Source organism: Mesorhizobium hawassense (assembly GCF_003289945.1).
GTDB classification, from domain to species: domain Bacteria; phylum Pseudomonadota; class Alphaproteobacteria; order Rhizobiales; family Rhizobiaceae; genus Mesorhizobium; species Mesorhizobium hawassense.
Map to the genome: position 1 here is coordinate 19,057 of NZ_QMBP01000031.1, position 21,319 is coordinate 40,375.

The 21,319-nt window shown below is 62.3% G+C and carries 19 protein-coding genes; 9 read left to right on the forward strand and 10 right to left on the reverse strand.

Annotated elements, in window-relative coordinates; genetic code table 11:
- The first annotated feature begins 243 nt into the window (after nucleotides 1-243).
- From DPM33_RS33905 to DPM33_RS33945, 9 genes are all read left to right on the forward strand, one after another.
- A complete protein-coding gene (locus DPM33_RS33905; protein WP_112101713.1) occupies nucleotides 244-1,170 on the forward strand; it encodes a LysR family transcriptional regulator in 927 nt (308 codons plus the stop codon).
- A 220-nt stretch (nucleotides 1,171-1,390) separates the two neighbouring features.
- Entirely contained in the window at nucleotides 1,391-1,891 is a 501-nt protein-coding gene (locus DPM33_RS36020; protein WP_146770376.1) for a hypothetical protein, read from the forward strand.
- A 13-nt stretch (nucleotides 1,892-1,904) separates the two neighbouring features.
- Entirely contained in the window at nucleotides 1,905-2,288 is a 384-nt protein-coding gene (locus DPM33_RS33915) for an excalibur calcium-binding domain-containing protein (RefSeq protein WP_112101715.1), read from the forward strand.
- A 9-nt stretch (nucleotides 2,289-2,297) separates the two neighbouring features.
- Complete coding sequence (locus DPM33_RS33920) at nucleotides 2,298-2,507, forward strand: hypothetical protein (RefSeq protein WP_112101716.1); 210 nt, start codon at nucleotides 2,298-2,300, stop codon at nucleotides 2,505-2,507.
- On the forward strand, nucleotides 2,504-3,310 hold the full coding sequence (locus DPM33_RS33925; RefSeq protein WP_167449306.1) for a thermonuclease family protein: 807 nt from the start codon (nucleotides 2,504-2,506) through the stop codon (nucleotides 3,308-3,310). Before DPM33_RS33920 ends, DPM33_RS33925 begins: the two co-directional genes overlap by 4 nt.
- Before the next feature lie 312 nt (nucleotides 3,311-3,622).
- The gene (locus DPM33_RS33930) at nucleotides 3,623-5,200 is read left to right on the forward strand and encodes a coiled-coil domain-containing protein (protein WP_112101717.1); all 1,578 of its coding nucleotides are present in this window, start codon (nucleotides 3,623-3,625) and stop codon (nucleotides 5,198-5,200) included.
- Nucleotides 5,184-6,362 (forward strand): PAN domain-containing protein, encoded by a 1,179-nt coding sequence (locus DPM33_RS33935; RefSeq protein WP_112101718.1) that lies wholly within the window; start codon nucleotides 5,184-5,186, stop codon nucleotides 6,360-6,362. Before DPM33_RS33930 ends, DPM33_RS33935 begins: the two co-directional genes overlap by 17 nt.
- Nucleotides 6,363-6,471: 109 nt before the next feature.
- Entirely contained in the window at nucleotides 6,472-7,269 is a 798-nt protein-coding gene (locus tag DPM33_RS33940) for a hypothetical protein (protein ID WP_112101719.1), read from the forward strand.
- Nucleotides 7,262-10,573, forward strand: coding sequence for a DEAD/DEAH box helicase (locus tag DPM33_RS33945; RefSeq protein ID WP_112101720.1), 3,312 nt, complete (start codon nucleotides 7,262-7,264; stop codon nucleotides 10,571-10,573). Before DPM33_RS33940 ends, DPM33_RS33945 begins: the two co-directional genes overlap by 8 nt.
- A gap of 265 nt (nucleotides 10,574-10,838) precedes the next feature.
- On the opposite strand, the gene scpB is transcribed toward DPM33_RS33945, so the two are convergent.
- The 10 genes from scpB to DPM33_RS34000 all read right to left on the reverse strand — a co-directional run.
- A complete protein-coding gene (gene scpB, locus DPM33_RS33950) occupies nucleotides 10,839-11,522 on the reverse strand; it encodes an SMC-Scp complex subunit ScpB (RefSeq protein ID WP_112101721.1) in 684 nt (227 codons plus the stop codon).
- 2 nt (nucleotides 11,523-11,524) lie between these two features.
- Nucleotides 11,525-12,481: a DUF1403 family protein gene (locus DPM33_RS33955; RefSeq protein WP_112101722.1), complete on the reverse strand. Its 957-nt coding sequence runs from the start codon at nucleotides 12,479-12,481 to the stop codon at nucleotides 11,525-11,527.
- A 205-nt stretch (nucleotides 12,482-12,686) separates the two neighbouring features.
- Nucleotides 12,687-14,654, reverse strand: a complete 1,968-nt coding sequence (gene rlxS / locus DPM33_RS33960) for a relaxase/mobilization nuclease RlxS (RefSeq protein WP_112101723.1) — start codon at nucleotides 14,652-14,654, stop codon at nucleotides 12,687-12,689.
- A 186-nt stretch (nucleotides 14,655-14,840) separates the two neighbouring features.
- On the reverse strand, nucleotides 14,841-15,527 hold the full coding sequence (locus DPM33_RS33965; protein WP_112101724.1) for a lytic transglycosylase domain-containing protein: 687 nt from the start codon (nucleotides 15,525-15,527) through the stop codon (nucleotides 14,841-14,843).
- On the reverse strand, nucleotides 15,515-16,060 hold the full coding sequence (locus DPM33_RS33970; protein ID WP_245442645.1) for a S26 family signal peptidase: 546 nt from the start codon (nucleotides 16,058-16,060) through the stop codon (nucleotides 15,515-15,517). Before DPM33_RS33970 ends, DPM33_RS33965 begins: the two co-directional genes overlap by 13 nt.
- Complete coding sequence (locus tag DPM33_RS33975) at nucleotides 16,060-16,305, reverse strand: helix-turn-helix transcriptional regulator (protein ID WP_112101726.1); 246 nt, start codon at nucleotides 16,303-16,305, stop codon at nucleotides 16,060-16,062. The genes DPM33_RS33970 and DPM33_RS33975 overlap by 1 nt, the downstream gene beginning before the upstream one ends.
- 158 nt (nucleotides 16,306-16,463) lie before the next feature.
- Nucleotides 16,464-16,787 (reverse strand): DUF736 domain-containing protein, encoded by a 324-nt coding sequence (locus DPM33_RS33980; RefSeq protein WP_112101727.1) that lies wholly within the window; start codon nucleotides 16,785-16,787, stop codon nucleotides 16,464-16,466.
- Between the two features lie 537 nt (nucleotides 16,788-17,324).
- Nucleotides 17,325-19,055, reverse strand: coding sequence for a ParB/RepB/Spo0J family partition protein (locus DPM33_RS33985; RefSeq protein WP_112101728.1), 1,731 nt, complete (start codon nucleotides 19,053-19,055; stop codon nucleotides 17,325-17,327).
- A 200-nt stretch (nucleotides 19,056-19,255) separates the two neighbouring features.
- Nucleotides 19,256-20,218, reverse strand: coding sequence for an ArdC family protein (locus DPM33_RS33995; protein ID WP_112101729.1), 963 nt, complete (start codon nucleotides 20,216-20,218; stop codon nucleotides 19,256-19,258).
- 804 nt (nucleotides 20,219-21,022) lie between these two features.
- Nucleotides 21,023-21,319, reverse strand: a 297-nt coding sequence (locus DPM33_RS34000; RefSeq protein WP_245442633.1) for a transposase, incomplete at its 5' end; no start/stop codon positions are given.

Genomic DNA, 21,319 nt, shown 5'->3' on the forward strand with positions numbered 1-21,319 from the left:
CGGCGGCGCCAAGCGCCTTCGGAACGACGTCTTGACCTCAGAATTGCCTGCGGACTTTCCCGGGTCAATTTATAAGCGAAATTATTTGTCGATAAGTTCAGCTAATAGGGTTGAACATCATCTCAATTCGAATAGCCGCCATGGGGGCGGTTGCGGCAATCGGTGTGGCGCAATCGGCACGGCGGTATAAGCTGATCTTTGCGCGAAAAACGCGACAATCGGGAGCCGCACGGAAGCCTCGTCATGGTGGAAATCTCAAAAACCGGCATCACGCTTCGCCAGCTTCAGATCCTGCGCGAGGTGGTCAGGTCGGGCTCGGAGCGGGCCGCAGCCAAAGCGCTCGAAATCACCCAGCCCGCCGTCAGCCAGCAAATTCGGATATTGGAGGGTCTGCTCGGGGTCCAATTGTTCGTGCGCGACAAGGGACGGCTTCTTCCGACGACCCAGACGATGATGCTTTTTCGCGATACCGACGCCACCTTCGTTCAGATGGAGAGGATCGCCAAGACAGTCGCGTCGCTCAAGGGTGTAGACAGCGATACGATCAGCATCGCGGCGCCGTACGTCTTCTCGCTGCGACTTCTTCCGGAGGCTTTCCACAAGCTGCGCTCACGCCAGCAGGTCGCCGCGATCGTTCTCAAGTCGGGCACCTACCCGGAAGTGGCGGACCACGTGCTGGAGGGACGCGCCGACATCGGAATCGCGCGGCTGCCGCTGGATGGCAACGTCTTCGACTGGTGCCCAGCGACGACCGCGACCAATGTCTACATCTTCCCCCGGGGTCACCGGTTCGCGCAAAAGGACATCATCAGACCGGAAGACCTGGTGGGAGAACCGCTCGCGGATGTCGAACCCCAGATGCAATCGCATCTCATGAATGAGAACGCGCTCCGATATATGGGGGCGGAACCGCATCTCGCGATACAGGTCGATGTCATCGGCCAAGAGGTCAGTTTCGTCGCCGCGGGGCTGGGCATCTCAAGCAGCAACACTTTTGCCGCCCGGCAATATGCGTCTTTTCCGGTGGAAGTCCGCCCCTTCGAGCCAAGCGCGCTCTATCACTACGTCGTGTTCTGGCAAAAAGGCCGGCGGCTCGGCACACTGCTTCAGGAGGCGGTGGATGTGCTCGTCGAGTGTGCGCAGGACGGGCCGGAACGTCCTGATTTGTAAAAGGCGCAACAATCCTGCCATTCCAGAAGTGCAGGCGGCCGGGACAGCGCGATTGCGGCGACGCAAAGAAGGCTTCCCAGCATGGCTGTGTCTGCAAACGACTGGACAATGCCAGACGCAGCAACTTCCAAACGCACGAGCATTAACCAGCATAGATTTGCTCCTTGCGCTAATATTTGCTTTGAGAGATGCTGGCCTCAGCCGTGGGAGGGCTGGGGGTATGGAAATAAAGCTATTGTCGGCACTCTGTGCCGCTGCCGCGCTGTGCGGGTGTCAAACTAGCAATCAAGCAGACTACGTTCAGATAGGGTATGGGCCGAGTTTCGATGTCGCCCATGCACAATGCGAACTCCAGAAAAGATCAGTAGATCAAGGCTATATTGCGATCGGGTCGCCGGGGTTTGTTGCCGGTGCCGGGATTGGCAACGCTATCGGCAATGCGATTTCCGAGGATGATTTCATGAAGAATTGCCTCATCATCAGTGGTTGGAAGCGTGCGCCGCATGGACAAGCCGGCGCCGCAGCAGCGACGGTCGCGGCCGGTGCATCACCTGCGCCCTATGGGATTGCACGCGCGCCTGGCAGCTGGATCAACACCGCGCTGTTGGACTGGAAGGATGCGAACAACAAATGCGTTGCCGGTGACAAGGCGGCTTGCGCCACGCGAGCGAAACTTGGAGCGAAGCTGAAATCAGCCGGCATCAATCCCTTTCCGGTATAGGAGGGGCAACGCAATGCGAAGGCAAACCTCGGTGTGCGTCGCAATCGTGGCCTTGAGTGTTAGCGGCTGCGCGGCCGACTATCTCAACAACTACGACACCGTGACCTTGGCGGCAGGCGACTCCATGCGCCAGAACCAAGTTCTCCAGACGATCGACCCGTTCAATCCCAACAGCAACAACACGAAGATCGAGGGCGACGGGCAGCGGATGACGGCTGTCGTTCAAAGATACCGGGGAACGCCGCAGCCGGCATCTGCCTTGCCAAACAACGGCGCCGATCTGGACTGCGCCGGTGGTAGGGGCAACAACCCCGTAGTCCAGGGACCTGTCTCGGTCGGCCCGTCCGATCCCAACCACCTGGACCGTGATCATGATGGGGTGGGTTGCGAGAGGTAGGGGAGCAAAATGAAATTCGGGATCCGCAGACCAAGTCTCAAACGCAGCCTTGCGGCCAGAACATCCGTTAAGCGCATGGTGAAGCAGAGTTTCGGCCTGAAAGCCCCACGCGGTATGGGATGGGTCACCGACCCTAAGCGAGCCGCTTACAATCGGGTCTATGATCGCACCACCGTCAGCTTCTGGAGCCTGCTCAAAAGGCTGTTTGGCGGCAGATGAAGCAGGTCGGCGCCAAGCGCTCTCGCGCCAGCGGTTGGCCAAGCGTGCCGCTCCGCCTCGTGCTGGTAACTGTAGCGGCGGCTTCCGCCTTGGTGACGCAGTTTGTGATGCATAACACCGGCTCGCTGCCAGAGATCAATCTGCAAAACCTGAGCAAGCCGAAGCCAGTCGCGATTGCCGGGGTCGCCTCGGTCATCGATGGCGATACGATCGAGGTGCATGGTCAACGAATACGTCTCAACGGGATCGACGCGCCGGAGAGCCGCCAGTACTGCGACGACGCGAAGGGGTTCGAATATCCCTGCGGCCGGCGTTCCGTCCAAGCCTTGGATGAGTTCCTGGCTGCCTCCAGGCCGGTTCATTGCTCATTCGTTACGTGGGATCGCTACGGGCGCTTCGTCGGAGATTGCGCGCGATCCGACGGCGCCAACCTGGCGGCGTGGATGGTCGAGCATGGCCAAGCTCTCGATTGGCCGAAGTACAGCCACGGCGAATATGCACCGCAACAATCGAAGGCCAGTGCTGCGAGGGTCGGTTTATGGGTGGGGTCCTTTCAAGCGCCCTGGGACTGGCGAGCGCAACACAATGACGACGGACCAACGAGTGCACCGCTATCGGTTTTCGGCAGCGGAAATTCCGCCTGCAACATCAAGGGCAACATATCGGCCCAGGGCGAACGCATTTATCATATGCCCGGACAAAAATATTACAGCGTCACCCTGATTAGCCCGGGCAAGGGGGAAAGGTGGTTCCGCTCGGAAGCCGAAGCTGTCGCAGCCGGTTGGCGAAGGTCAAAGCGCTAACGCTTCCTTCAGGACGGCACGCTTTCGGGGGACATCCAGCTCGGCTGCTGCGCGTCAATCTCGCCGCAGATTCCGCACCCGGGTCCTTGAAATCTCGATCAGCCAAAAAAGCAACCAGCTGAACCCATATCCGACGGCTCTGCCTTCCGACTTTATTCGACGGGAACAAAAACCCACGGGCGATAGTAACGATATTTCCAACTTGTCGACCGCCTTGTCCCATTTCAGAAAATTTCCTGATGCAAGCCCAGCAATTAAATGGCAGGGTAAAATGGGAAAGTAAAAGGGCGGGGGCGCCGGGTGAATTCAAGCATGAGCCAAAAGCTGGCCAGCTACGGCCAGTGGACATACCGTGGCGCTTGGGCGCTTGAGATTACAGCATCCATCATCGGATTGGCCACCGGCTTGGCTTTGGGTGTTCAAGCCTTCGAAGCCAGCCAATCAGCCACGGCAATGGACTTGGTTCTGGCGAGCGCTCCGTTCTTCATTGTCTCGATTGCCGAACTCACCAAAATCCCGATCGCAACGCTTCTGTACAGCGCGTCCTGGTTCTGGAAGCCTGTGCTTTTGATCTTCATGCTCCTGCTTGCTGGCATCACTTTCGAAACTGTGCTGCTTGGCCTGGAGCGCGCCGGCACTCTTCGTGAACTGCAATACGAGGAGATCGCTGACGAGATCGACACTCTCACCCGGGAAAACGCAAAGCTGTCAGCCTCTGACGAAGCGGCAAAACAGACGGATCAGGTTGCCAAAGCAAAGGCCGATCTCGAGGAGGTTGGCACGCTTGCCGACAATGCGCGAAAGGAAATTCAGGGGCGCATCGGCGATGTCGACGCCGAACTGCAGGCTACGACCGCCCTGACGCCCGAGGCGGCAAAGGCAAGAGAACAACTTAAGGATCAGGACCAAAGGCGCACGGATCTGGTCACCGAAAGAGACGCCAGGGTCAAGCAGGCGGTCGAGGAATTTGAGCGACAAAGAGATAGTTACGTCGAACGGATCAAAGACGCCAGGGAAAGCGGCGACGCGGCATCAGCAAAGCGCTGGGAAGACGAGATCGGAAAGCTCGCCAACCCCCGCACGAAGACGGAGGCAAAGTACGATCCACAGATCCAGGAGCTCGATCAGCAGATCGCGGCCACGCGCGCTGAGTTCGACAGGCTCAGGCTGCAAAGCCCCAAGATGACCGATGAACAGAAGCAGGTGCTGCAAAATAGGCGTGCGGATCTGGAGAAGTCATTGGACGAGATTTCGGCCGATTGGGAAAGACGGCTTTCTCAAGCGCGACAAGACCTCTCCGCGGCACAGACCGCCGAAGCGACCGAAGGAAAGGCGCTAGCAGCAAACCAGGCGAGACGCGACGAAATAGCAAAGCAGCTCAACGAGCTTGAGAAAAGGCGAATTCCGTTGGCCCGGACCGACCAGATTCGGCGAATCGCAGCGCGGTGGTACAGCGAGAAACCTGAACAGGTAAGCGAAGGCGAGGCAGGAAAGATTGCAGCCATCTGGTTTGGCTCCCTTGCGGTTATCGCCGGCCTTGCCGGACCGATCACCGCGATGGTGGCTCTCGGTCTGCAGCGCATCGCTGCAGAGGCTGAATCTCGTTCCGAGAACCGGTTGTCGCGTCTGATCAGGCGTCTGCTTCTAAGATGGCGCTGGCACCGAGTGCGAACTGTTAAAGTGCCGGTCGAAGTGCCGGTGGACAGGGAGGTGGAAAAGCGCGTCGAGGTCCCCGTCGAAAAAGTGGTGAAGGAGATTCTCTATGTTCCGGTCCTCACCGATGATCCAGACGCGCTGCGCAAAGCATTGAACGAGGATTTGCCGGCCGACGTCGTGGATCTCGTGAAGGTAGCAGCAAAGGGCGGTCGCAAACGTGCTGGTCCGGCATAACACTGCTCTCCTCGAAAAAGCGGTCGACCTGGTTGTCAAGCAAGCGGCCATTCCCACTCTGGAGGCAGAAGCTGCAGCCTACGACAGGATGGCCCGCGCTAGTGCCTTTCGCAGGATGATGACGGGCGCAGCCGTGGCGGTCGCAGCTGTCGGCATTGGATTTGGGGCAGCATTGTTCTTCGGGCGAGAGATCAGTCCGCCTGTCGCGCCGGAGAAGCCGATCGAGAAGCGCACCGACAGGATCGATCCGCCCGACACGACCACACAACCCAAGTTGGACCGAACCGACCCACCCAAGCAAGCAAAGCCGGCCGATCCTCTACCAGCACCGCTGCCCAGCAAGGCCGACAAGGTGACCGAGGATTTCAACAAGTTCCTCACGAAGGAGGTCGACTTCGCGGGTGCTCACTGGACGCTCACATCGGGGCACTACTTCACCGAAGAGAACGATCCCACTTGGGATCGGGCATGGTGCTACACCCGTCGGCTTGTGAACGGCGTTGATGTCAACACAGACCTTGTAAACCGCGTGACGCCAACGGCCACGCCCCAAGCTCCCATCGCGCCACCAGCGACACTCGCATCAGTTGGATTGAACGACGATTCCGCCAGGGAGCTTGCTTCGAAATGTGCATGGCTCGATGGCAGGACTTTCAACGCCGGAGACTTCGAGTCCCCATCCGGACGAGCCGAAGCGGCCAAGAAGCTCATCGCGCAGGATGGTTGGGACGCGATGGGCTTCGACCTTCCAGGAATGCCCCTCATGAACCTCTCATTAGATCAATGCCAGACCAGATGCGAAGGTGACGATCAATGTCAGGCCATCACCTATGACAAGAAGCATTCCGCGTGCTTCCTGAAAGGCGATGCCTCGATACTGGTCAGAGCGCCGGACGCTGCCATGGCGGCAAAGCCCGCGGTCGCGAGCAAGGTCCAGTATTCCAGCCTCGTCTTCTACAAGAATACGGTTGTTGTGGGCGATTCCTATTCGAACGAGCCCAGTAATTATGCCAGTTGCGTGACCGCTTGCGCCGTGGACCAGAAATGCATGGGCTTCAATTTCGATAGTCCAAACAACATGTGCTCGATGCTGGACCAAGTGTCTTCGCTCTCTGTCTTCAAGGGCGTGGCTTCGGGAACAAAGGCTGCCGGCAACGAATGATCCGACGCGAGACTAAGCCGTGTGCGGCGCCACTGGCTGAGCCCGCTGCGTCGATTCCGACGCCGGTTCCGTTGTGCCCCTTACCGTTCGACTAGCTTTGTAGCACGCCATGACCCTGACGCTCGTCCCAATAGATCATGGAGAACTCTGCCACGGCTGGGCATGGACTATCGACGATGAAGACGTGCTCGCCGAGCGTGTCGCACGCATCGTGCTCGGCCAGTATCGCCACGTCGCCAAGATCCTGAGTGGTGCGGGCGTGCCGGGCCCCGCTGCCAATTCCGAGCAGGCGAATGCAGCGATCAAGCAGCTGACCTTGGCCGAAGGCGAGGATCCCTGGCACCGGGACGGCTGGCTGTTCCAGGCGATATCGTGGATCGCCGCGCACCAGCAGCCTTCTGCCTCGCTCACCCGGATGCCGCATATTCGCAAGGCCGACAAAGGCTTCGACGGCATGCAGCTAGAACTGAACGAAGCCGGCACTGCGGTCACGGCGGTCGTCGTCTTCGAGGACAAGGCAACAGACAAGGCCAGAGACACCATCCGCGATGATGTCTGGCCAGGCATTGTCGCGCTCGAAAAGGGCGAGCGGTTGAATGAACTCAGCCAGGAAGTGAGCGCGATGCTCGACGCGCGTGCCGCCGCCGATCCCGAGTTCGACCTCGATACAGCGATCGCCAACACACTGTGGCACGATGCCAGGCGCTATCGCGTCAGCATCACCATTGGTGACACCCATAACAATGCCGACGCCCGCGCGAAGCTGTTCAAGGGCTTCGACGACTCCGCGCCGGGCGCTGCCGCCCGCCGCCGAGCCGACACCATATACCTGCCCGCGATGCGCAGCTGGATGGCGAGCTTCGCCGCGCGCGTGATCGTCAAGATTAAGGCCATCGCCAATGTTTGATCCGACGACCGCGGCACTGATCCGGGCGGCGCCTCCACTCGAGGGGCTCGATCTCGAAAATCTGCCGAAGCGGCTGACAGAGGCCTTTGCCGACATAGTCTCGGCGCGCATTCGCTTGCGCGGTGCTACCGCCGAAGCGGACGATGAAGCGTTGCTGGCAACCGTTGCCGAACTTCGCCGCATCGCTGCCGCCCACGAGACCTATGCCGCCTTGCTGCCCGACCGTGAAAATCGAGCCTCAGCGGCCTTCGTCGCGGCTTCGGCACACCAAGCCGTCTCCCTAGCGCTACGCGGAGACCACGCTCCCAGCAAAGTCGACATGGCGGTGGTCAGCCCCGAGGTTTGCGCCACATTGCTCTTCCTCCTGGCAGAAGCGCATGCCGATGCGGCCGAAGCCGCCAAGCGGATTGTGCCTGCGCCGGACGCCGGGCCGATCGAGCGCGCCCTGCTGCTCGCAATCCGCTATCTTGCGCAAGGTCGGCTCGGTGAGATCGTCGGCACCGACGAGCCTGAGATTGATGTTAATGGCGACGATCTCGGCTTCCGCGCTCTCGATGCGCTCCGCCTGCTGCTTCTGCGCGGCATCACCAATCTCGCGCGGCAGCTGCGCCTGCGCATCGACGTCGCGCCCGAGGCAGGCGGCGTCGTGCCAGCGAGCGCGCTGTTTGCGCAGGTACGCGCCCTAGCAAGCGAACCGATCGATGGCGCCGGCGTGGCCGGCGAGACGCTGCTCAGCCTCTATCCCGGGCCTTTGCACCTCGCCAATCTACTTCTCGGGCTAGAGGGCGACCTGCTTGGAACTGCTCTTAGTCGTATACCGACGCCGGGCGGGGTCGATGACAACGGCTGGTGGCAGACGCTCCGCCGCATAGCCCGGCAGCGACCCTATCTCTGGCGCAACCACCGCGAAGCGATTGCCAAAGGCTATCTAGAACAGGGCGTTTCATCGGCAATCAGCTTTCCGACCGGTGGCGGCAAGTCGACGCTCGCCGAGCTTAAGATCGCCACCGCGCTGCTTCGCGGTGAGCGCGTCATCGTCCTAGCGCCCACGCATGCGCTCGTCGGGCAGACCCAGCGATCGCTGAAGGGCACGTTCCAGGACTACAGCATTCTTGCCGACGTCGACGAGGATGTCGGCATTGGTGACGTCGTCGTGCTCGGCGAAGTCACAGTCATGACCCCCGAGCGCTGCCTGATGCTGTTGTCGGTCGATTCCGATGCCTTCGCGGATCTCGGTTTGATCGTCTTCGACGAATGCCATTTGCTTCATCCGCGCGAAGATGATCGAAGCAGGCGCGGGCTTGATGCGATGCTCGCCATTCTCAACCTTACGCGCCTCGCTCCTGATGCCGACTTGCTGCTGCTTTCTGCCATGATGAAGAACACGCAGGAGATTGCCGGCTGGATTGCGTATATTACCGGCCGCCAGTGCCTGACGCTGGACCTGAGCTGGAAGCCAACGCGGCAGGTGCGGGGCTGCGTCGTCTATCCCGCCGAGCAGATTAAAGCGCTCAAAGCTATCCTGGCTCAGGCCCGCATCGACTATCCCGATCACGACAAGCCGCCTGTCTCTGTAAATGATGCGTTGCTGGCGCAGCCCTTCGGTTTGTTCAGCCTCCTGCAGACCTGGTCGACCACCGACCGCAGCGACTATGCTCTGCTGCAGCTCCTCGGCGACGGCCGCTTACTGTCGGCCGGCCGGTCTAAGCGCGGTAACTGGTACCTCACCCCCAACGGCAACCAGACAAGCGGCGCAATTGCCGCCGCTGCAGCGATTGCGGGCATGAAGACATTGGTGTTTGTCCAGACCACTGTCTTTTGTGAGAGCTGTGTCAAGGATTACCCGGCCCGCGTCGCCGCTAGCCAGATCACGCTTACAGAGGAAGAGCAAAAATGGCGCACCCTTGCCGAAGAGGAGATGGGCGGAGCTGGTTACTGCTACATGAAGCTTGCCGCTGATGGCACGCTTAGGACTGGGACCGCCAGCCATCATGCGCTGCTACTGCGCGAGGAACGCGAACTGCACGAAAGCCTCTTTCGCCGTCCGGACGGGATCAAGGTGCTTTTCGCGACCTCGACGCTTGCTCAGGGCATGAACCTGCCGAGCGAAGTTGTCATTATCTCGGGGGACAGCCGGTTCGATCCGCAGGCCGACAAGATGCAGAAGCTTGAGGCACATGAGCTATTGAACGCCGCAGGACGTGCAGGACGCGCCGGCGAAGGCGCGCAGGGTTTCGTCTTGCTTGTGCCCAGCAAGGTCATCGACTTCGACGATCAGAATAACCAGATTAATGGGCATTGGATGGAGCTGCAGGCAATCTTCGAGCAGGCCGACCAATGTCTCGTCATTGACGATCCGCTGAAGGTGGTGCTCGACCGCATTCACGACGGCGTCACTCAGACCGGCGCCTCAGCCTATCTCTTGAGCAAGCTGCCGCTAGCAATCGCCGGGGCCGAAGGCGATCCCGCTGTGGTGTTGCTCAACAGCAGCTTCGGCGCCTACCGCGCCCTAGTCGCCGCTGATGCCGAATGGCTGAGCACAAGGGTTGCCTCGGCTCTAGCCGCACGAGCCGCTCTCGAGCTGCCTGAATCCGACCGCTGGATCGAACAGGTATCTGGCGCAACCGGACTCTCTATCGAGTTGCTTCAGCAGATCGTCGAACGGCTCGGTGCCGGCGCCTTTTCCGGAACGGCTCTCGAGGCAGTGGTGGCGCTGCTCGATTGGCTCGACGCGCATCCGAGCCAGTTGCTCAGTCTCGTGCGACCTGAGAGCCTAGAGGAGATGTTCGGCACGCCTTATAAAAAACTAGCCGATGACGAGGCGCGCGGAAAATATGCTTTGTTCTTGCTGCGTAAACTTTGGCCGATTTGGATGTCAGGGGCGCCACTATGCGAGCTCGAAAAGGCATTTCTCGGACGCAGCACAAATCTCAAACAGTGCAAGAATGCCCGCCAGTTTGCGTCACGGCTCGTACCCGATCTTGCGTTTTTAGCGGGCCTTCCTGGACGCCTGCTCGCGGCGCGGTTACGCGCCGCCGGAGACGAGACATCCGTCTCCACCGTCTTGGCTACATTAAGCGGGGTCGTACGCGAAGGCTGTGATAGTCCCGACAGTTTGGCGGTACGCCTCCATTTGACACGTTCGGTGTCGCGCGTTGCTGCCCGCAAACGTTACGATGCTATTCGCCAGCACATTCAGCCGGGCAGTCCCAACGAGAGCTTTGAGGACACGCAGGAGCGCATCCGCAATGCCGATATCGTCGCCGGCTTCGACGATCTCGATCATCTCGACGGGGCGGGTTGAACAGTCGCTCGGCCCGCCCTCGTCAGCTCACCGAGAGGTGACGCTGCTCCAGGAGTGCGATCGCTCGGATCGCATTGCTCCCCAACGAGTCGAATTTAGCAGGATGCGCGCGGGAAAGCATAGGAAGCAATGCTGCTCCCCGCGACAACGTGCACGGCAGCGGTCGTGGACAGCGAACTTTTAGCCCTCCGTCGCGCTGGACGCTCGAGGTGATCTCCGGTGGACCGTCGAGATACCCACCGCAAAGGCGCTTCGCGCGCTATCCTTACCCAGCCCGATCCTCATCCCGATCTGAAAACTCGGGCATGATGTCGCCGGCAAGCAACTTTTCCTTCGACAGCAGCCCGGCGTCCTCGAGCGCCTCGAAATCCGGCAGCTGGCGCAGAGTGTCGAGCCCGAACTGCGACAGGAAATTCTTCGTCGTCACATAGGTGTAGGGCGCGCCCGGCTGGGGGCTGCGCGGCCCCGAGGCGATGAGGTCCTGCGCGCGCAGTACGCCGATCAGATCGCGCGATACCTCCTTGCCGAAGAAGGAAGACAGCTCGCCACGCGTGATCGGCTGGAAATAGGCGATGCACATCAAGACAAGCGTCTCCGACTGCGACAGTTCTTTTGCACCCTGCCCCGCCGGCGTACCGAAGGCAGCGTGGATGACGTCGCCAAAGACCTTTTTGGTCCGGTGCTGCCAGCCGCCGGCGACCGCGACCAGCTCGTAGGGGCGGCCGGCGAGCTCGGCGCGGATGTCGTCGATGACCAGGTCGAGATTGCAGTTTTTCCCCACCACCCGCGCCAGCATCTCGCGCGCCACAGGCTCGCTGGCCGCGAAGATCACCGCTTCGACGCGGCCCATCCACTCGCGCCAGCGCAGTTCCGGCGGCAGGTGCTCGAGCTCGGTGTCCAGCAGCGCTGGCTGCTCGTCTGGCTTGCGGCGAACGGAGGCTTGGCTCATCGCTACAGCCCAAACAACCGGAAGGTCGGGCGGCCCGAAAGCTCGCGCACGGCCTCAAGTTGCTGCAGCCGCTCGAACAGGCGCCGCGCCGCGAAGCGCGACAGGTTTTTCGTCGTCAGCGATCCGGCGACGGCATCTTCATTCAGCAGCAAAAAAATCACGTCGCCGGCGCCTTTGGCGCGCAGTTTTGGCGCCACCGCCAGGAGTTTTTCAGCACGGCGCGACAGCTCAGTGGCCAGCCGGCAGCCATCGGCCCCCGCTTGCACCAGCGCCAGGCAGACCTCCCGCTCGAAACCTCTTTCGCCCGGTCGGATCCGCTTGCCGCCGCCGCCCTCGATGCGGAAAGCCGGGCCAAAAGCCTGAGCCATCAGCAGGGGCAGCGGCAGCGGCCAGCGCAGGTTTTGCGCTAGCACCAGGTCGGCGAGCCACCAGGCCAACAGCTCGGCGTCGGGTCGAGCGGCGACGACATGGGCGGCGATTGCCGCGGCGGCAAATGGCGCCGGCCGCTGCGAGCCCGCCACGTCCTCGATATGCGTGCACAGGTCGGCGAGCGCCGCGTCGTCCCAGGCGAGCCCTAGCAGCTCGGCCCCTTTTGTCAGCCGATCGGCGCTGACCGCCGGCGGCTGCAGCGCCAGCTGGCGCGAGGCGCCAAACACCGCGCCGGCGGGACCGGGGTCGGCGCCGGCCGGGCAAAGCTGCCAGGCGTCGCGCAGGGCGGCTTCGTCCTCGGCGCGGCCGGCGAGCCGCATGCTGGCGGCGGCAGATTTGAGCGCCAGCCGCTGGCGCCAGGCGCCGGCCCAGCTGGCTTGCGTGCGGGCAAGCGTGTCAAGCGCGCCCAGGGCGGCGCCGGCCTGGAAGGCGGCGTCGGCATCGCTGGACGCGATGCCGACGCCGAGCGCCCAAGCCGGGATCGCCGGCGGCACGGACGGAGCGGCGGTCGCGGGATCGAGACGAATCATGTGTTTGGAGGGTAAAGCGGCCGTGCGCTTTGTGCTACGATTTTCACTCCAAAACGCACAGCTTGTCGGAGAGCTAAAACGAATGATAATGTTGCCTTATCAGTCGTTTACCTCGGCAAAGGTCCGGTCTAACCAGATTAGTCGGCTAACTCATCCGCTGACTGCACCCTGTTGGTCAAACGCAGCGGGCGGCTCGTGCAATAGGTCACGAAACACTCGGGCCGCTCCTTTTCAGCCCGATGGTCCAAGAAGTCCCCTCCCCACCCACGACTCCGGAGACCTCCTTTCCAATGTGGCGATCCAGCACCGGCCGCCACGGCACGAGAGTGAACTCACGCGATTTCTCAATGACTGCATATTTCCCGCTGGCGAGTTCGACCGACCGGACAATCTTTCCTTCCAGCCGATCCCCACGCTTTGCTTCAAAATAGGAGAGCCCGAGCTCCTCCGAGAGCTGGCCGGCAATCCGGTTCAACTCCCGCTGGCGCAGGATCGAAATCATATCTGCGCGATAGACGATCCGGTCCTGCTCTTTGTGCGCGAGTCCTTGAGCAATGAGCCACTGCTGCCGTCGGGTTTGCGCTTCCCGCACCTCGCGGCCAAAGCCGGAGTCGCGCAAGGCCGCCGGTTCATTGGAAACCAACTCTCGGTCCAGCCAGGTGGCGCCATCGAAATCGACCTGCTTCTCCAGCGGCATTGGCGACAGCTTGTCGAGGACAACGGGCTCGGCCCTCGCCCGCCGACGCTGGTAGTGCGCAACGCGATCGAGATGGTCTGGCGCGATGATCCAGGTGCCGTCGGGCTCCCGCTCGACGCCGCCCGTTGCGCGGCGGATCGCCTCCAGCCGCCGGAGATGCATCTCCGCAAAGCGTTCGGTCGCGGAAGGGTCCTGCCTCAGATGAATATCGACATTGTAGCGCCCGTCATTCGCCGCCGCGATGTCAGCGACAGTGCGGTCGATCTGCCTGGGCTCCGTGCTCCGCGGCGTGACACGAACGATGCAGCCCTCCGGGGTGGGCTCCGTCGCCTCGCGTTTGCCGATGTCTATGTAGTGGCTTTTGCCGTCCAAGGCGTCGACGATGAGATAGTGCCGGTCTTGGATTTCGTCTGTCAACCCGCGCGCGACCACGCGGCCGACGACAGGCTCGGCATTCTGTCCTGCGTCGTGGACGAGCACGTCGGCGGCACTGCGCGCAAGTCCCTTGCTAGTCAGTTCACGATGCATCATCTTGATGATGTCTCCGCGCTCGCCTATCCGACCCAGCGTTGCTTCGAGTTCATCGTCGAGCCGCCAGCGGCCCGGGCCGGCTTCCTCTGCCAACCCCATCCGCTCGAGCTTGCGCAGGCGGCCCTGTTGCAGCGTCTGCCGAAACGCGTCGCGGGTATCTGCCGAGACAAACCAATCGTCGTCGCGCATGCGCAGCAGCTGCCGGTCGATGCTGGTGAAGCGTTCCTGCTCCATGTCCTGGCGCAGGCGCTGCTCGATCTCGCGATCGGTGCGCGGACCGAGGTCCAGGCTCACCAGTTCGGCCGCGCGCTCTCGCAAACCAGAGGAGATGTAGTCGCGCGCGATCACGAGATTCTCGCCGCGGTCGTCCTTGCCGCGAACGATGATGTGCGTATGCGGATGGCCGGTGTTGAAATGATCGACGGCAACCCAGTCGAGCCTGGTGCCGAGGTCCTCTTCCATCTGCGCCATCAAGCGCCGGGTCAGCGGTTTGAGATCCTCGTACTCGATGCCGTCTTCGGCCGCGACGATGAAGCGGAACTGGTGCCTGTCACCGTCCGCACGATCGATGAACGCCTTGCCATCGACGCGGTCGCTGTCGTCACCGTAGAGCGTGCCGGGCTCGCCTTGCCGGGTGACGCCATCGCGCTGGAGGTATCGCAGATGCGCACGCGCTCCGTCGACACCCTTGCCGGCCAGCTTTACGAGGCGCGCCTTAACGACGACACGCCGCTGCCGAAAAGCCGCATGGCGATCGCGCGATCTGAGGACCGCGGCAGCCGCGCCGCCGCGCCCCATGCGGCTTCCGGTGAAGCGGCCACCACGCGGGGCCTTGCCGCCGGCGCGGTTGATCGCGGCGCGGAGCTGACCAGCATAGCGTTTGCCGGCCTTCGAGCCCCGCGATCCGATTTTGCCGAGCCTCGGCCTGAATTCATCATCCTGCATCGCAGCCTCCTACCAATCTGCAGCAAAATCAGAGACTTGCGTACGTTACCCTCCAGGCGCTGGAGGGAGCCTCCGGGAGAAACGATGTGCAGACAAAGACTTAGCCGCCTCTCGGAGGCGGTGCCTTTATCTTGCCTTCGCCACCCAGCCTTCTGCCCTAGGCCGGCTCCACACGAACGCCTGCCCTCACCGACCGTCGGGCCGCGATGATTCCGCCGGCCGAGGCCCGAGCGGCACCAGAAGCTCGCCGCTCGGATTGGTCGCGGAAACGCCCTTCTTCAAGAAAAACAGCTCGCGCCCGGAGGAGATTTTCGGCACCTTCGGGGGCCGGGATTTGTCCTTGAACGCCTGCATATCGTCTGCCGAAACGCCTGCGGCCTCGAGCTGTTCGAGATACAAAACCGTCTCCCTCGGCAGCGATTTTCCACGCTGCAAATGCGCCTCATAGCGCTCCGGTCCGGCATTGTAGGCCGCGAACAGACCGGGAAAACCGAAGCGATCGAACATGGCGCTAAGATAGGCGGTCCCGGCCAGAATGTTGTCGCGCGGATCGGCCGGATCGGCCCCGAGACCATGCTCGACGCGCAGCTCCTCATAGGTGCCGGGCATGACCTGCATCAAACCGATTGCGCCGGCGCGCGATGTGATCGGCCGCCCGTCGAGCATGGTTTGCCCACGGCTTTCTGCGTCCATGACGGCATAAATCCATGACTGCGGAATGCCGAAGCGGCCGCTTGCCTCGGATACGAACCGCTGCCATCGTGCCAGTTGCGGACCTTGGGAGATGACGGCCGGCGGCGCGCCGGTGGCGGCGGAACAGGCGCATGGCGCGAAGGACGCCATGCCCAGCATCAGCAGGATCACCCGGCCCATAGCGGCACGAGCCTCCCGACGATGTTTGCGGCCGGCACCGGCCCGAAATACCGGCTGTCGAAAGAGCCGGGAGCGTCGCCGCCGATCAGGAAAACCTCGTCGCTGGCGAGCGGCCGACATTCGTTCCACCACGACAACGGGCGGCCCTTACTGTCGGTTTTCAGGCGGCGCGCGGCGATCTTGCCGCCGATGATGATTGCGTCATTGAAGGCGCAGACATGCTCGCCGGGGAGTGCCGCGACGCGCTTCACCAGGGGCACGCTGCGGGGCAGATAGCCGCGCTGATCGGCGAGCTGACCGACCATATTCGGCATGCGGACAAGCACGAAATCGCCCGTGCGAGCCGCGCCCAGGCCAAGGCCATAGAGTCCAACCGGCGCGCTAGCCGAGGCATTCCAGATCAGTATCGGGGCCGGTTTGGCGACTGCAGTGATGAAGATCAGGACCAAGCCGATGCTTGCGGCGGCAAGCGTCTTGCGCGCGCGAACGCGCCGCAAGCCGCTGCCGGTCAGGTAGAGGGAAGGCCGCGCCATCATGCCCGGCCTCCGCGATTTTCACCGGAGTCGGAGGTTGGCGGCCGGCCTTTCGACCAGGCGTCGAGCTCGTCGATGTGGTAGCGGACGAAGCGGCCATGCTTGCGAAATTGCGGGCCGTTGCCCGTGAGCCGCATCTTTTCCAGAGTGCGCTGGGAGAGCCCAACATAGAAGGCGGCCTGCGCGGTGTTGAGAAACGGGCTGCCCTTCTTGGCGCGGGCGGCGCGCTCGTTTTCGTCGTCCATGGTGGTCCTCGTTTCGCTGATTGGAGACTGCGGCGAGGATCAGCGAACGAGAGCGCTTGCGGGACGGGCGAAGAGTCGGCCTGGAGTTTTCGCCGCCCCTTGGAAGGCTGGACGGCTTGAAAGGGGCCCCCGCGCCTGTGGCGCGGGGGCCCGTCCGCTCAGTCGGCCGGGTTCCAGATGATGGCATAGGTCTCGTCGTCATCCTGGCCGGCGGCGCGGCCGAGATTGGCGTAGAGTTTTCGTGGACCGAACTCGGGGGCGGCGATCGACAGGCTCACATAGTCCTTGCCGGAGGCCTCACCGGTCCTGATCCAGCCGGCGCCGACCTCGACGCCTTGGGTCAGCACCCTAAAGTCCGGATGGGCGTCGGCGCTCTTTGACTGGTTGGGGACGATGGCGATGTCGGCGCGGACGCTGAGCGTCTTGAGCTGGCCCTTGTAGCTGCCGTTTTCCTGCTTGGTGACGTATCCGATCGCGGTCATTTCGAAGTTTCCTTTTGTGCTTCGCCGGGGACCATTCCCCTGCGATGGCGGACCGTGATGGGCGCGTCCGGCCCGCCCGAACCTGAAAAGGCCGAAGCGTCAGCGGAGGACCCGAGCGGACGGCTTTTTTGAAGCGAAGCGGCGCGAGGAGCCGCTGCAGGCGGCGGGGAAAAAAACTGTCAGCCGAGGGTTTCGGACGGGGCGGATCCGCCCATAGGTCGACAAGCCAGCCGCAGGGGAATGGTCCCCGGCGAGCATTGGAGACACGTCAGAAGACGCGGTCGCGGCAGCCAGTCAAAGGCCACGGCAATGCGGGAATGCGAACGCTTCGGCACCGCTCCAACGCGATCATGCGCAGGCAGCAAGCGCAAGATTGCCGCTGCCTGATCGGGTGTTTGTCGGAGGTCAGTCGCCGGCCGTAAAGTAAAACCGGAGCGGCGCTGCGCGGTCCGGCAAGGCACTTTGCCGCACGCTCGATGTGCCCTCAGTACGAACAGGCGGCGACGCCAGAAGCGTCGCCGCCTGCATTGCCAAGGATCACTCAGACATAAACAGCGTCTGGATTTTCGCCCACTGGTCGGCGGTGCGGAAACCGCCGCGTTCGGTGTAGCTCGACACCGGGAACACCATCCAGCGCGGCAACCAGCTGTCCATCTTGCGCCTGCCGTTCTCGCCCGACAGGAAGTCGCGGATGATCTTTTTTTGCGTCTTCACCTTCTCCGGGGATTTGCCCTCGGCCACGTCGTTACCGCCAACTTCGGCGAGCATTTGGTTGGTGATTTGCCTGTCGCGCAGCAGCTCAAAAAAAGCTTCGTCCGGCTGCCAATGGCTGCGCATATCGAGCTCAAGGTGATTGCCAAGCGCTTCGACAATGGCGCTGCCGGCCGCCAACGTCTCGGCCATCACGAGCGCCAGAACGCGCGAGACATCGTCGTCCGAAAGCGCCAGCAGGCGGGCAAGGACGTTCGCCAGCGCGAAACCATCGCCCTTGCCGCCGGCGACCGGAGCGTTCTCGTCGGGTTGCCCAAGCAGCGTCAAAACCGCGCGCCGCTTTTCGGCAAAGGCCGCTTCGGCCTTGCTAGCCGCAACGCTTGCGGCGACCGTCTCGTTGGCGGCGCGTTGCGGATCGGGACGCACCTGCCACAGGCTCGAACCGGCAATGGTATGGGCCACCATCAGGCGCAGCGCGACACCCGGATGATCCAGCAGACTGACGCGCACGGCGGCGTGACGGTGCAGGTCGACATAGTTCTGCATCGTTCCGCTAAGCTCGGGGCGTGACGGTTTTGCGGGCTGTTCGGCCTCTTCCGACGCCTCGCCGTTCGAGCAGGCGCGGCGGGCCTCCTTGCGCGACAAATAGCCTTCATGACACTCGACCTCGCCGCGCTGGGAGACGGTGATGACGATCTTGCCGCCATTCTTCCTCGGCGTCTTTTCGTAGTCCCATGAATGAAAATACAGGCCGGGTTCCAACACTTCGACGGAGAACCAACCGGCCTCCAGATAGGTGTCCCGCTTCGCCGCGATGGCCTCGTTCTGCTTTTGCCAGAAAAGGTCCGCATCGGCGAAATAGCTGTCCTCACCGAACAGATCGGAGACGATGAGGCCGGGATAATCCTCGATGGCAAACAGCGCCACCTTGGTCGATATTGACTGGCCACCGAACAGCCATTGCTTCAATTGCCAGCCGCGCGGGGTATGTTGCTCGGGGTCGGCATAAAGCGCCAGCCAGTCCTTCTGTTGCGCCTTGGACGCCATGGTCAAATGGCGCACCGTCTCGTTGTCGATCTCCTCGCGGCGATAGGCCTCGCGTATCTTCGGCAAAAGTTCGCCGAGCGCCAGAATGCGTTTCACCCGATGCTCGGTGAGGCCGAAGGTGGCGGCGATATCTGAGACGGTGCGGCCCTCCTTGATGAGGCGGGTAAAAGTCTCCCATTGCGAGACCTCGTCGGGGTCAAGACGGGCGATGTTCTCGATCAGCGAGGCCTCCAACGCATCGGCATCGTCACCATCCTCCATGATGGCGCAGGGCAGCGGTTCGGCCTCGCCGCGCTCGTCGGCTACGATTTTGGCCGCGAAATAGCGGCGCCGTCCGGCGACGATCTCGAAACTGTCCGGAGATCCGTTCGGCCGCACCAGAAGCGGCACGAGCACACCGCGGGCCCGTACGGAAGGCAGGATGTCAGCAATGTCGGGCGCGCGTTTGGAATGGCGCATGTTGATGGCGGAAACGCTCAACTGGTCTATTGAAACATGGGCAAGCTGCATGGTCTTTCTCCTGTAGCTCTGGTTGGAGTTTCCCAATCCGCGAGGCCGGAGGCCGAGCGGCGGGTGGGTTTGCGCCTAGTGACGCATGGTTCCGCCCAGTCGGGCGGAAGCTCGGGAAAGGAAATCGAAAGAGCGGCGGCGGCATGCCGCAGAAGCCGCTCGGCCTCGTTGATGTGGGGCGCGAAAAGGATCGAGCGCGCTCATGCCGCGATCTCGGTTTGTGCCTCGCTTTCGGCATTGGGGTTGAAGGCGAGCAGGAAATCGGCGGCTTTCGAGGCAAGGCTGGCGGCACGGAAAATGGCGCGGTTGTCCTCGCGCAACACCTCGAGCCACGAGGCGATATAGTCGGCATGGCGCACGGTCGGCTCGATGCCGAGGCGCGAGCAGGTAAACGCTGCGGTGAGCTCAGCCACCAGTTCTTCCCGCGCATAGGCCTGGCTGCCAAACGAGCCGGAGAAGTCGCGAGCAAGCCGGGTCGGGTGCCCCGTCCAGTGGCCTAGTTCGTGCAGAACCGTGCGGTAATAATTGACCGGCTCGAAGAAGGCGGGCTGCGGCGGCAGTTGCACGAAATCCGCACCCGGCATGTAGAAAGCACGGTCGCCGCCGATGCGGATATCGGCGCCACAGGCGCGCATCAGCGCCTGGGCCTGCGGGATGATCTGACGTTCGGGCAGCGGCTCCGCGCTGCTGTAAAGATGCTCGGGCAGGCCTTCGCACTGCGCGACATTGAAGACGGTAAAGCGCTTCAGGAAGGGCACCGCCTGCGGCTCGGCGTCTTGTTGTCTGGCGCGTTCCTTCTCGTCCTTCGGGACAAAACGGTCGGCATGCACAATTGTCGTGCCGTGCTCGCCTTTCCTGACATTGCCGCCAAGCGAAAGCGCCTGCCGGAAGGTGAGCCAGTTCTGGCCCGGGTAGCCCCGCTCGATCACCGCGCCCCACAGGATCAGGATATTGATGCCGGAATAGCTGCGCCCAGTGGCGGCGTTCTTTGGCAGGCCAAGGCTGGCCTTCGCCCCGCCCCATGGCTTGACCCAAGGCACCGAACCCCGCTCCAGATCGGCAATGATCCGATCGGTGATTTCGGAATAGAGGCTGCGCTTAAGCGGCTCGCCCCTCTTCCCACCAACGTCTCCACGGGCACCGCGTTTGCCGGTCTTGCGCATGACAAAAATCTCCGCTCGCCAATCTCGCTGCGCCCTTCCCCGGAAGCGGGGTGGGCGGCGAGAACGACCGGAAAGGCCCGCCGTCAGAGGCGGCCGGCATCCGTAGGACCGCAACGCAAGTGGAGGACCCTGAGCAGAACGCGAAGGGTTGCGGGCCGCCGCGGCGGGCCTAGAAGGGAGAGCCGCCCACACCGCGCCGCCGGGAAGGCCAACCTAAAAAGACAGCGCCGCCCAAAGGGCGGCGACCATTTGAGCCGAGCGCATCGACCTTTCTTACGCCACGCCTCGGTTTGCTTGAGCCCTAGCAGCGCAGACACCACCTTGTCGATTTCCCGAGGGGTAGTTCAGAGCTTCATCCCCTCACCTTCCGCAGGGCGGTCTTTCTCGATGAATGGAGACTGCTACGGTTCGGCGGCGAAAGCCTGCGCCGGTGTCATTTGTGAAAACGAAACGCTTCTTCGGTGACTCGGCCCTCGCAGGGGTCCTTGGCCCCGAGCTAGAGGGAGCTCGGATTGGCTATAACTTCGGGGTGACCCAGCAAGGCAGGGATGCAAGGCTCTTGGCGACCTTAGCAAGACAGTATCCGACGAGGCGACCAAGCTCTCCGAAACGATCCGAACGATGGCCGGCGTGGTGTTAGGCGCCGTGTTCGGCAACATTAGCTTGATCGTTGCCCGTCTGACACTCCCGGCAAATCGCATGTTTGTCGGGCCGGCAGCGGTTTTCTGGGGCGGTGCTAGGGCTTTATGTCCTAGCGATGATCGGCAGCGGCTGGCACTACATCTCGGTTCAGCGGGGACTGCGCTATTGCAGTCCGAGTCTTTTCTTCAATTCCGCGTTCTCCTTGCGTAGACGTTCCGCAAGCATGTTCTTCAGGCGCTTGTTTTCTTCTTCGAGCGCAACCAGGTCCTTGAGATCGTCACCTGCTGTGGCAGGCAGCCGTGCCTTCTTCTTCCATTGATAATAGGTCTGTTCGGAGGTGCCGGCCTGCTTTACGGCGCTCTTGAGGGTGGCCCCGCCGTTGACCGACTTTTCAATTTGAGCGAGCTTTTGGGCACGCTCCTGCTCGGAGTATATTTTTCGACCGGGCCGCACAGGGGC

What these genes read in the sequence shown, in the direction of transcription:
- DPM33_RS33905 (WP_112101713.1), top strand. Translation starts at nt 244, where the DNA reads ATGGTGGAAATCTCAAAAACCGGCATCACGCTTCGCCAGCTTCAGATC.
- DPM33_RS36020 (WP_146770376.1), top strand. Translation starts at nt 1,391, where the DNA reads ATGGAAATAAAGCTATTGTCGGCACTCTGTGCCGCTGCCGCGCTGTGC.
- DPM33_RS33915 (WP_112101715.1), top strand. Translation starts at nt 1,905, where the DNA reads ATGCGAAGGCAAACCTCGGTGTGCGTCGCAATCGTGGCCTTGAGTGTT.
- DPM33_RS33920 (WP_112101716.1), top strand. Translation starts at nt 2,298, where the DNA reads ATGAAATTCGGGATCCGCAGACCAAGTCTCAAACGCAGCCTTGCGGCC.
- DPM33_RS33925 (WP_167449306.1), top strand. Translation starts at nt 2,504, where the DNA reads ATGAAGCAGGTCGGCGCCAAGCGCTCTCGCGCCAGCGGTTGGCCAAGC.
- DPM33_RS33930 (WP_112101717.1), top strand. Translation starts at nt 3,623, where the DNA reads ATGAGCCAAAAGCTGGCCAGCTACGGCCAGTGGACATACCGTGGCGCT.
- DPM33_RS33940 (WP_112101719.1), top strand. Translation starts at nt 6,472, where the DNA reads ATGACCCTGACGCTCGTCCCAATAGATCATGGAGAACTCTGCCACGGC.
- DPM33_RS33945 (WP_112101720.1), top strand. Translation starts at nt 7,262, where the DNA reads ATGTTTGATCCGACGACCGCGGCACTGATCCGGGCGGCGCCTCCACTC.
- scpB (WP_112101721.1), bottom strand. Translation starts at nt 11,522, where the DNA reads ATGAGCCAAGCCTCCGTTCGCCGCAAGCCAGACGAGCAGCCAGCGCTG.
- DPM33_RS33955 (WP_112101722.1), bottom strand. Translation starts at nt 12,481, where the DNA reads ATGATTCGTCTCGATCCCGCGACCGCCGCTCCGTCCGTGCCGCCGGCG.
- rlxS (WP_112101723.1), bottom strand. Translation starts at nt 14,654, where the DNA reads ATGCAGGATGATGAATTCAGGCCGAGGCTCGGCAAAATCGGATCGCGG.
- DPM33_RS33965 (WP_112101724.1), bottom strand. Translation starts at nt 15,527, where the DNA reads ATGGGCCGGGTGATCCTGCTGATGCTGGGCATGGCGTCCTTCGCGCCA.
- DPM33_RS33970 (WP_245442645.1), bottom strand. Translation starts at nt 16,060, where the DNA reads ATGGCGCGGCCTTCCCTCTACCTGACCGGCAGCGGCTTGCGGCGCGTT.
- DPM33_RS33975 (WP_112101726.1), bottom strand. Translation starts at nt 16,305, where the DNA reads ATGGACGACGAAAACGAGCGCGCCGCCCGCGCCAAGAAGGGCAGCCCG.
- DPM33_RS33980 (WP_112101727.1), bottom strand. Translation starts at nt 16,787, where the DNA reads ATGACCGCGATCGGATACGTCACCAAGCAGGAAAACGGCAGCTACAAG.
- DPM33_RS33985 (WP_112101728.1), bottom strand. Translation starts at nt 19,055, where the DNA reads ATGCAGCTTGCCCATGTTTCAATAGACCAGTTGAGCGTTTCCGCCATC.
- DPM33_RS33995 (WP_112101729.1), bottom strand. Translation starts at nt 20,218, where the DNA reads ATGCGCAAGACCGGCAAACGCGGTGCCCGTGGAGACGTTGGTGGGAAG.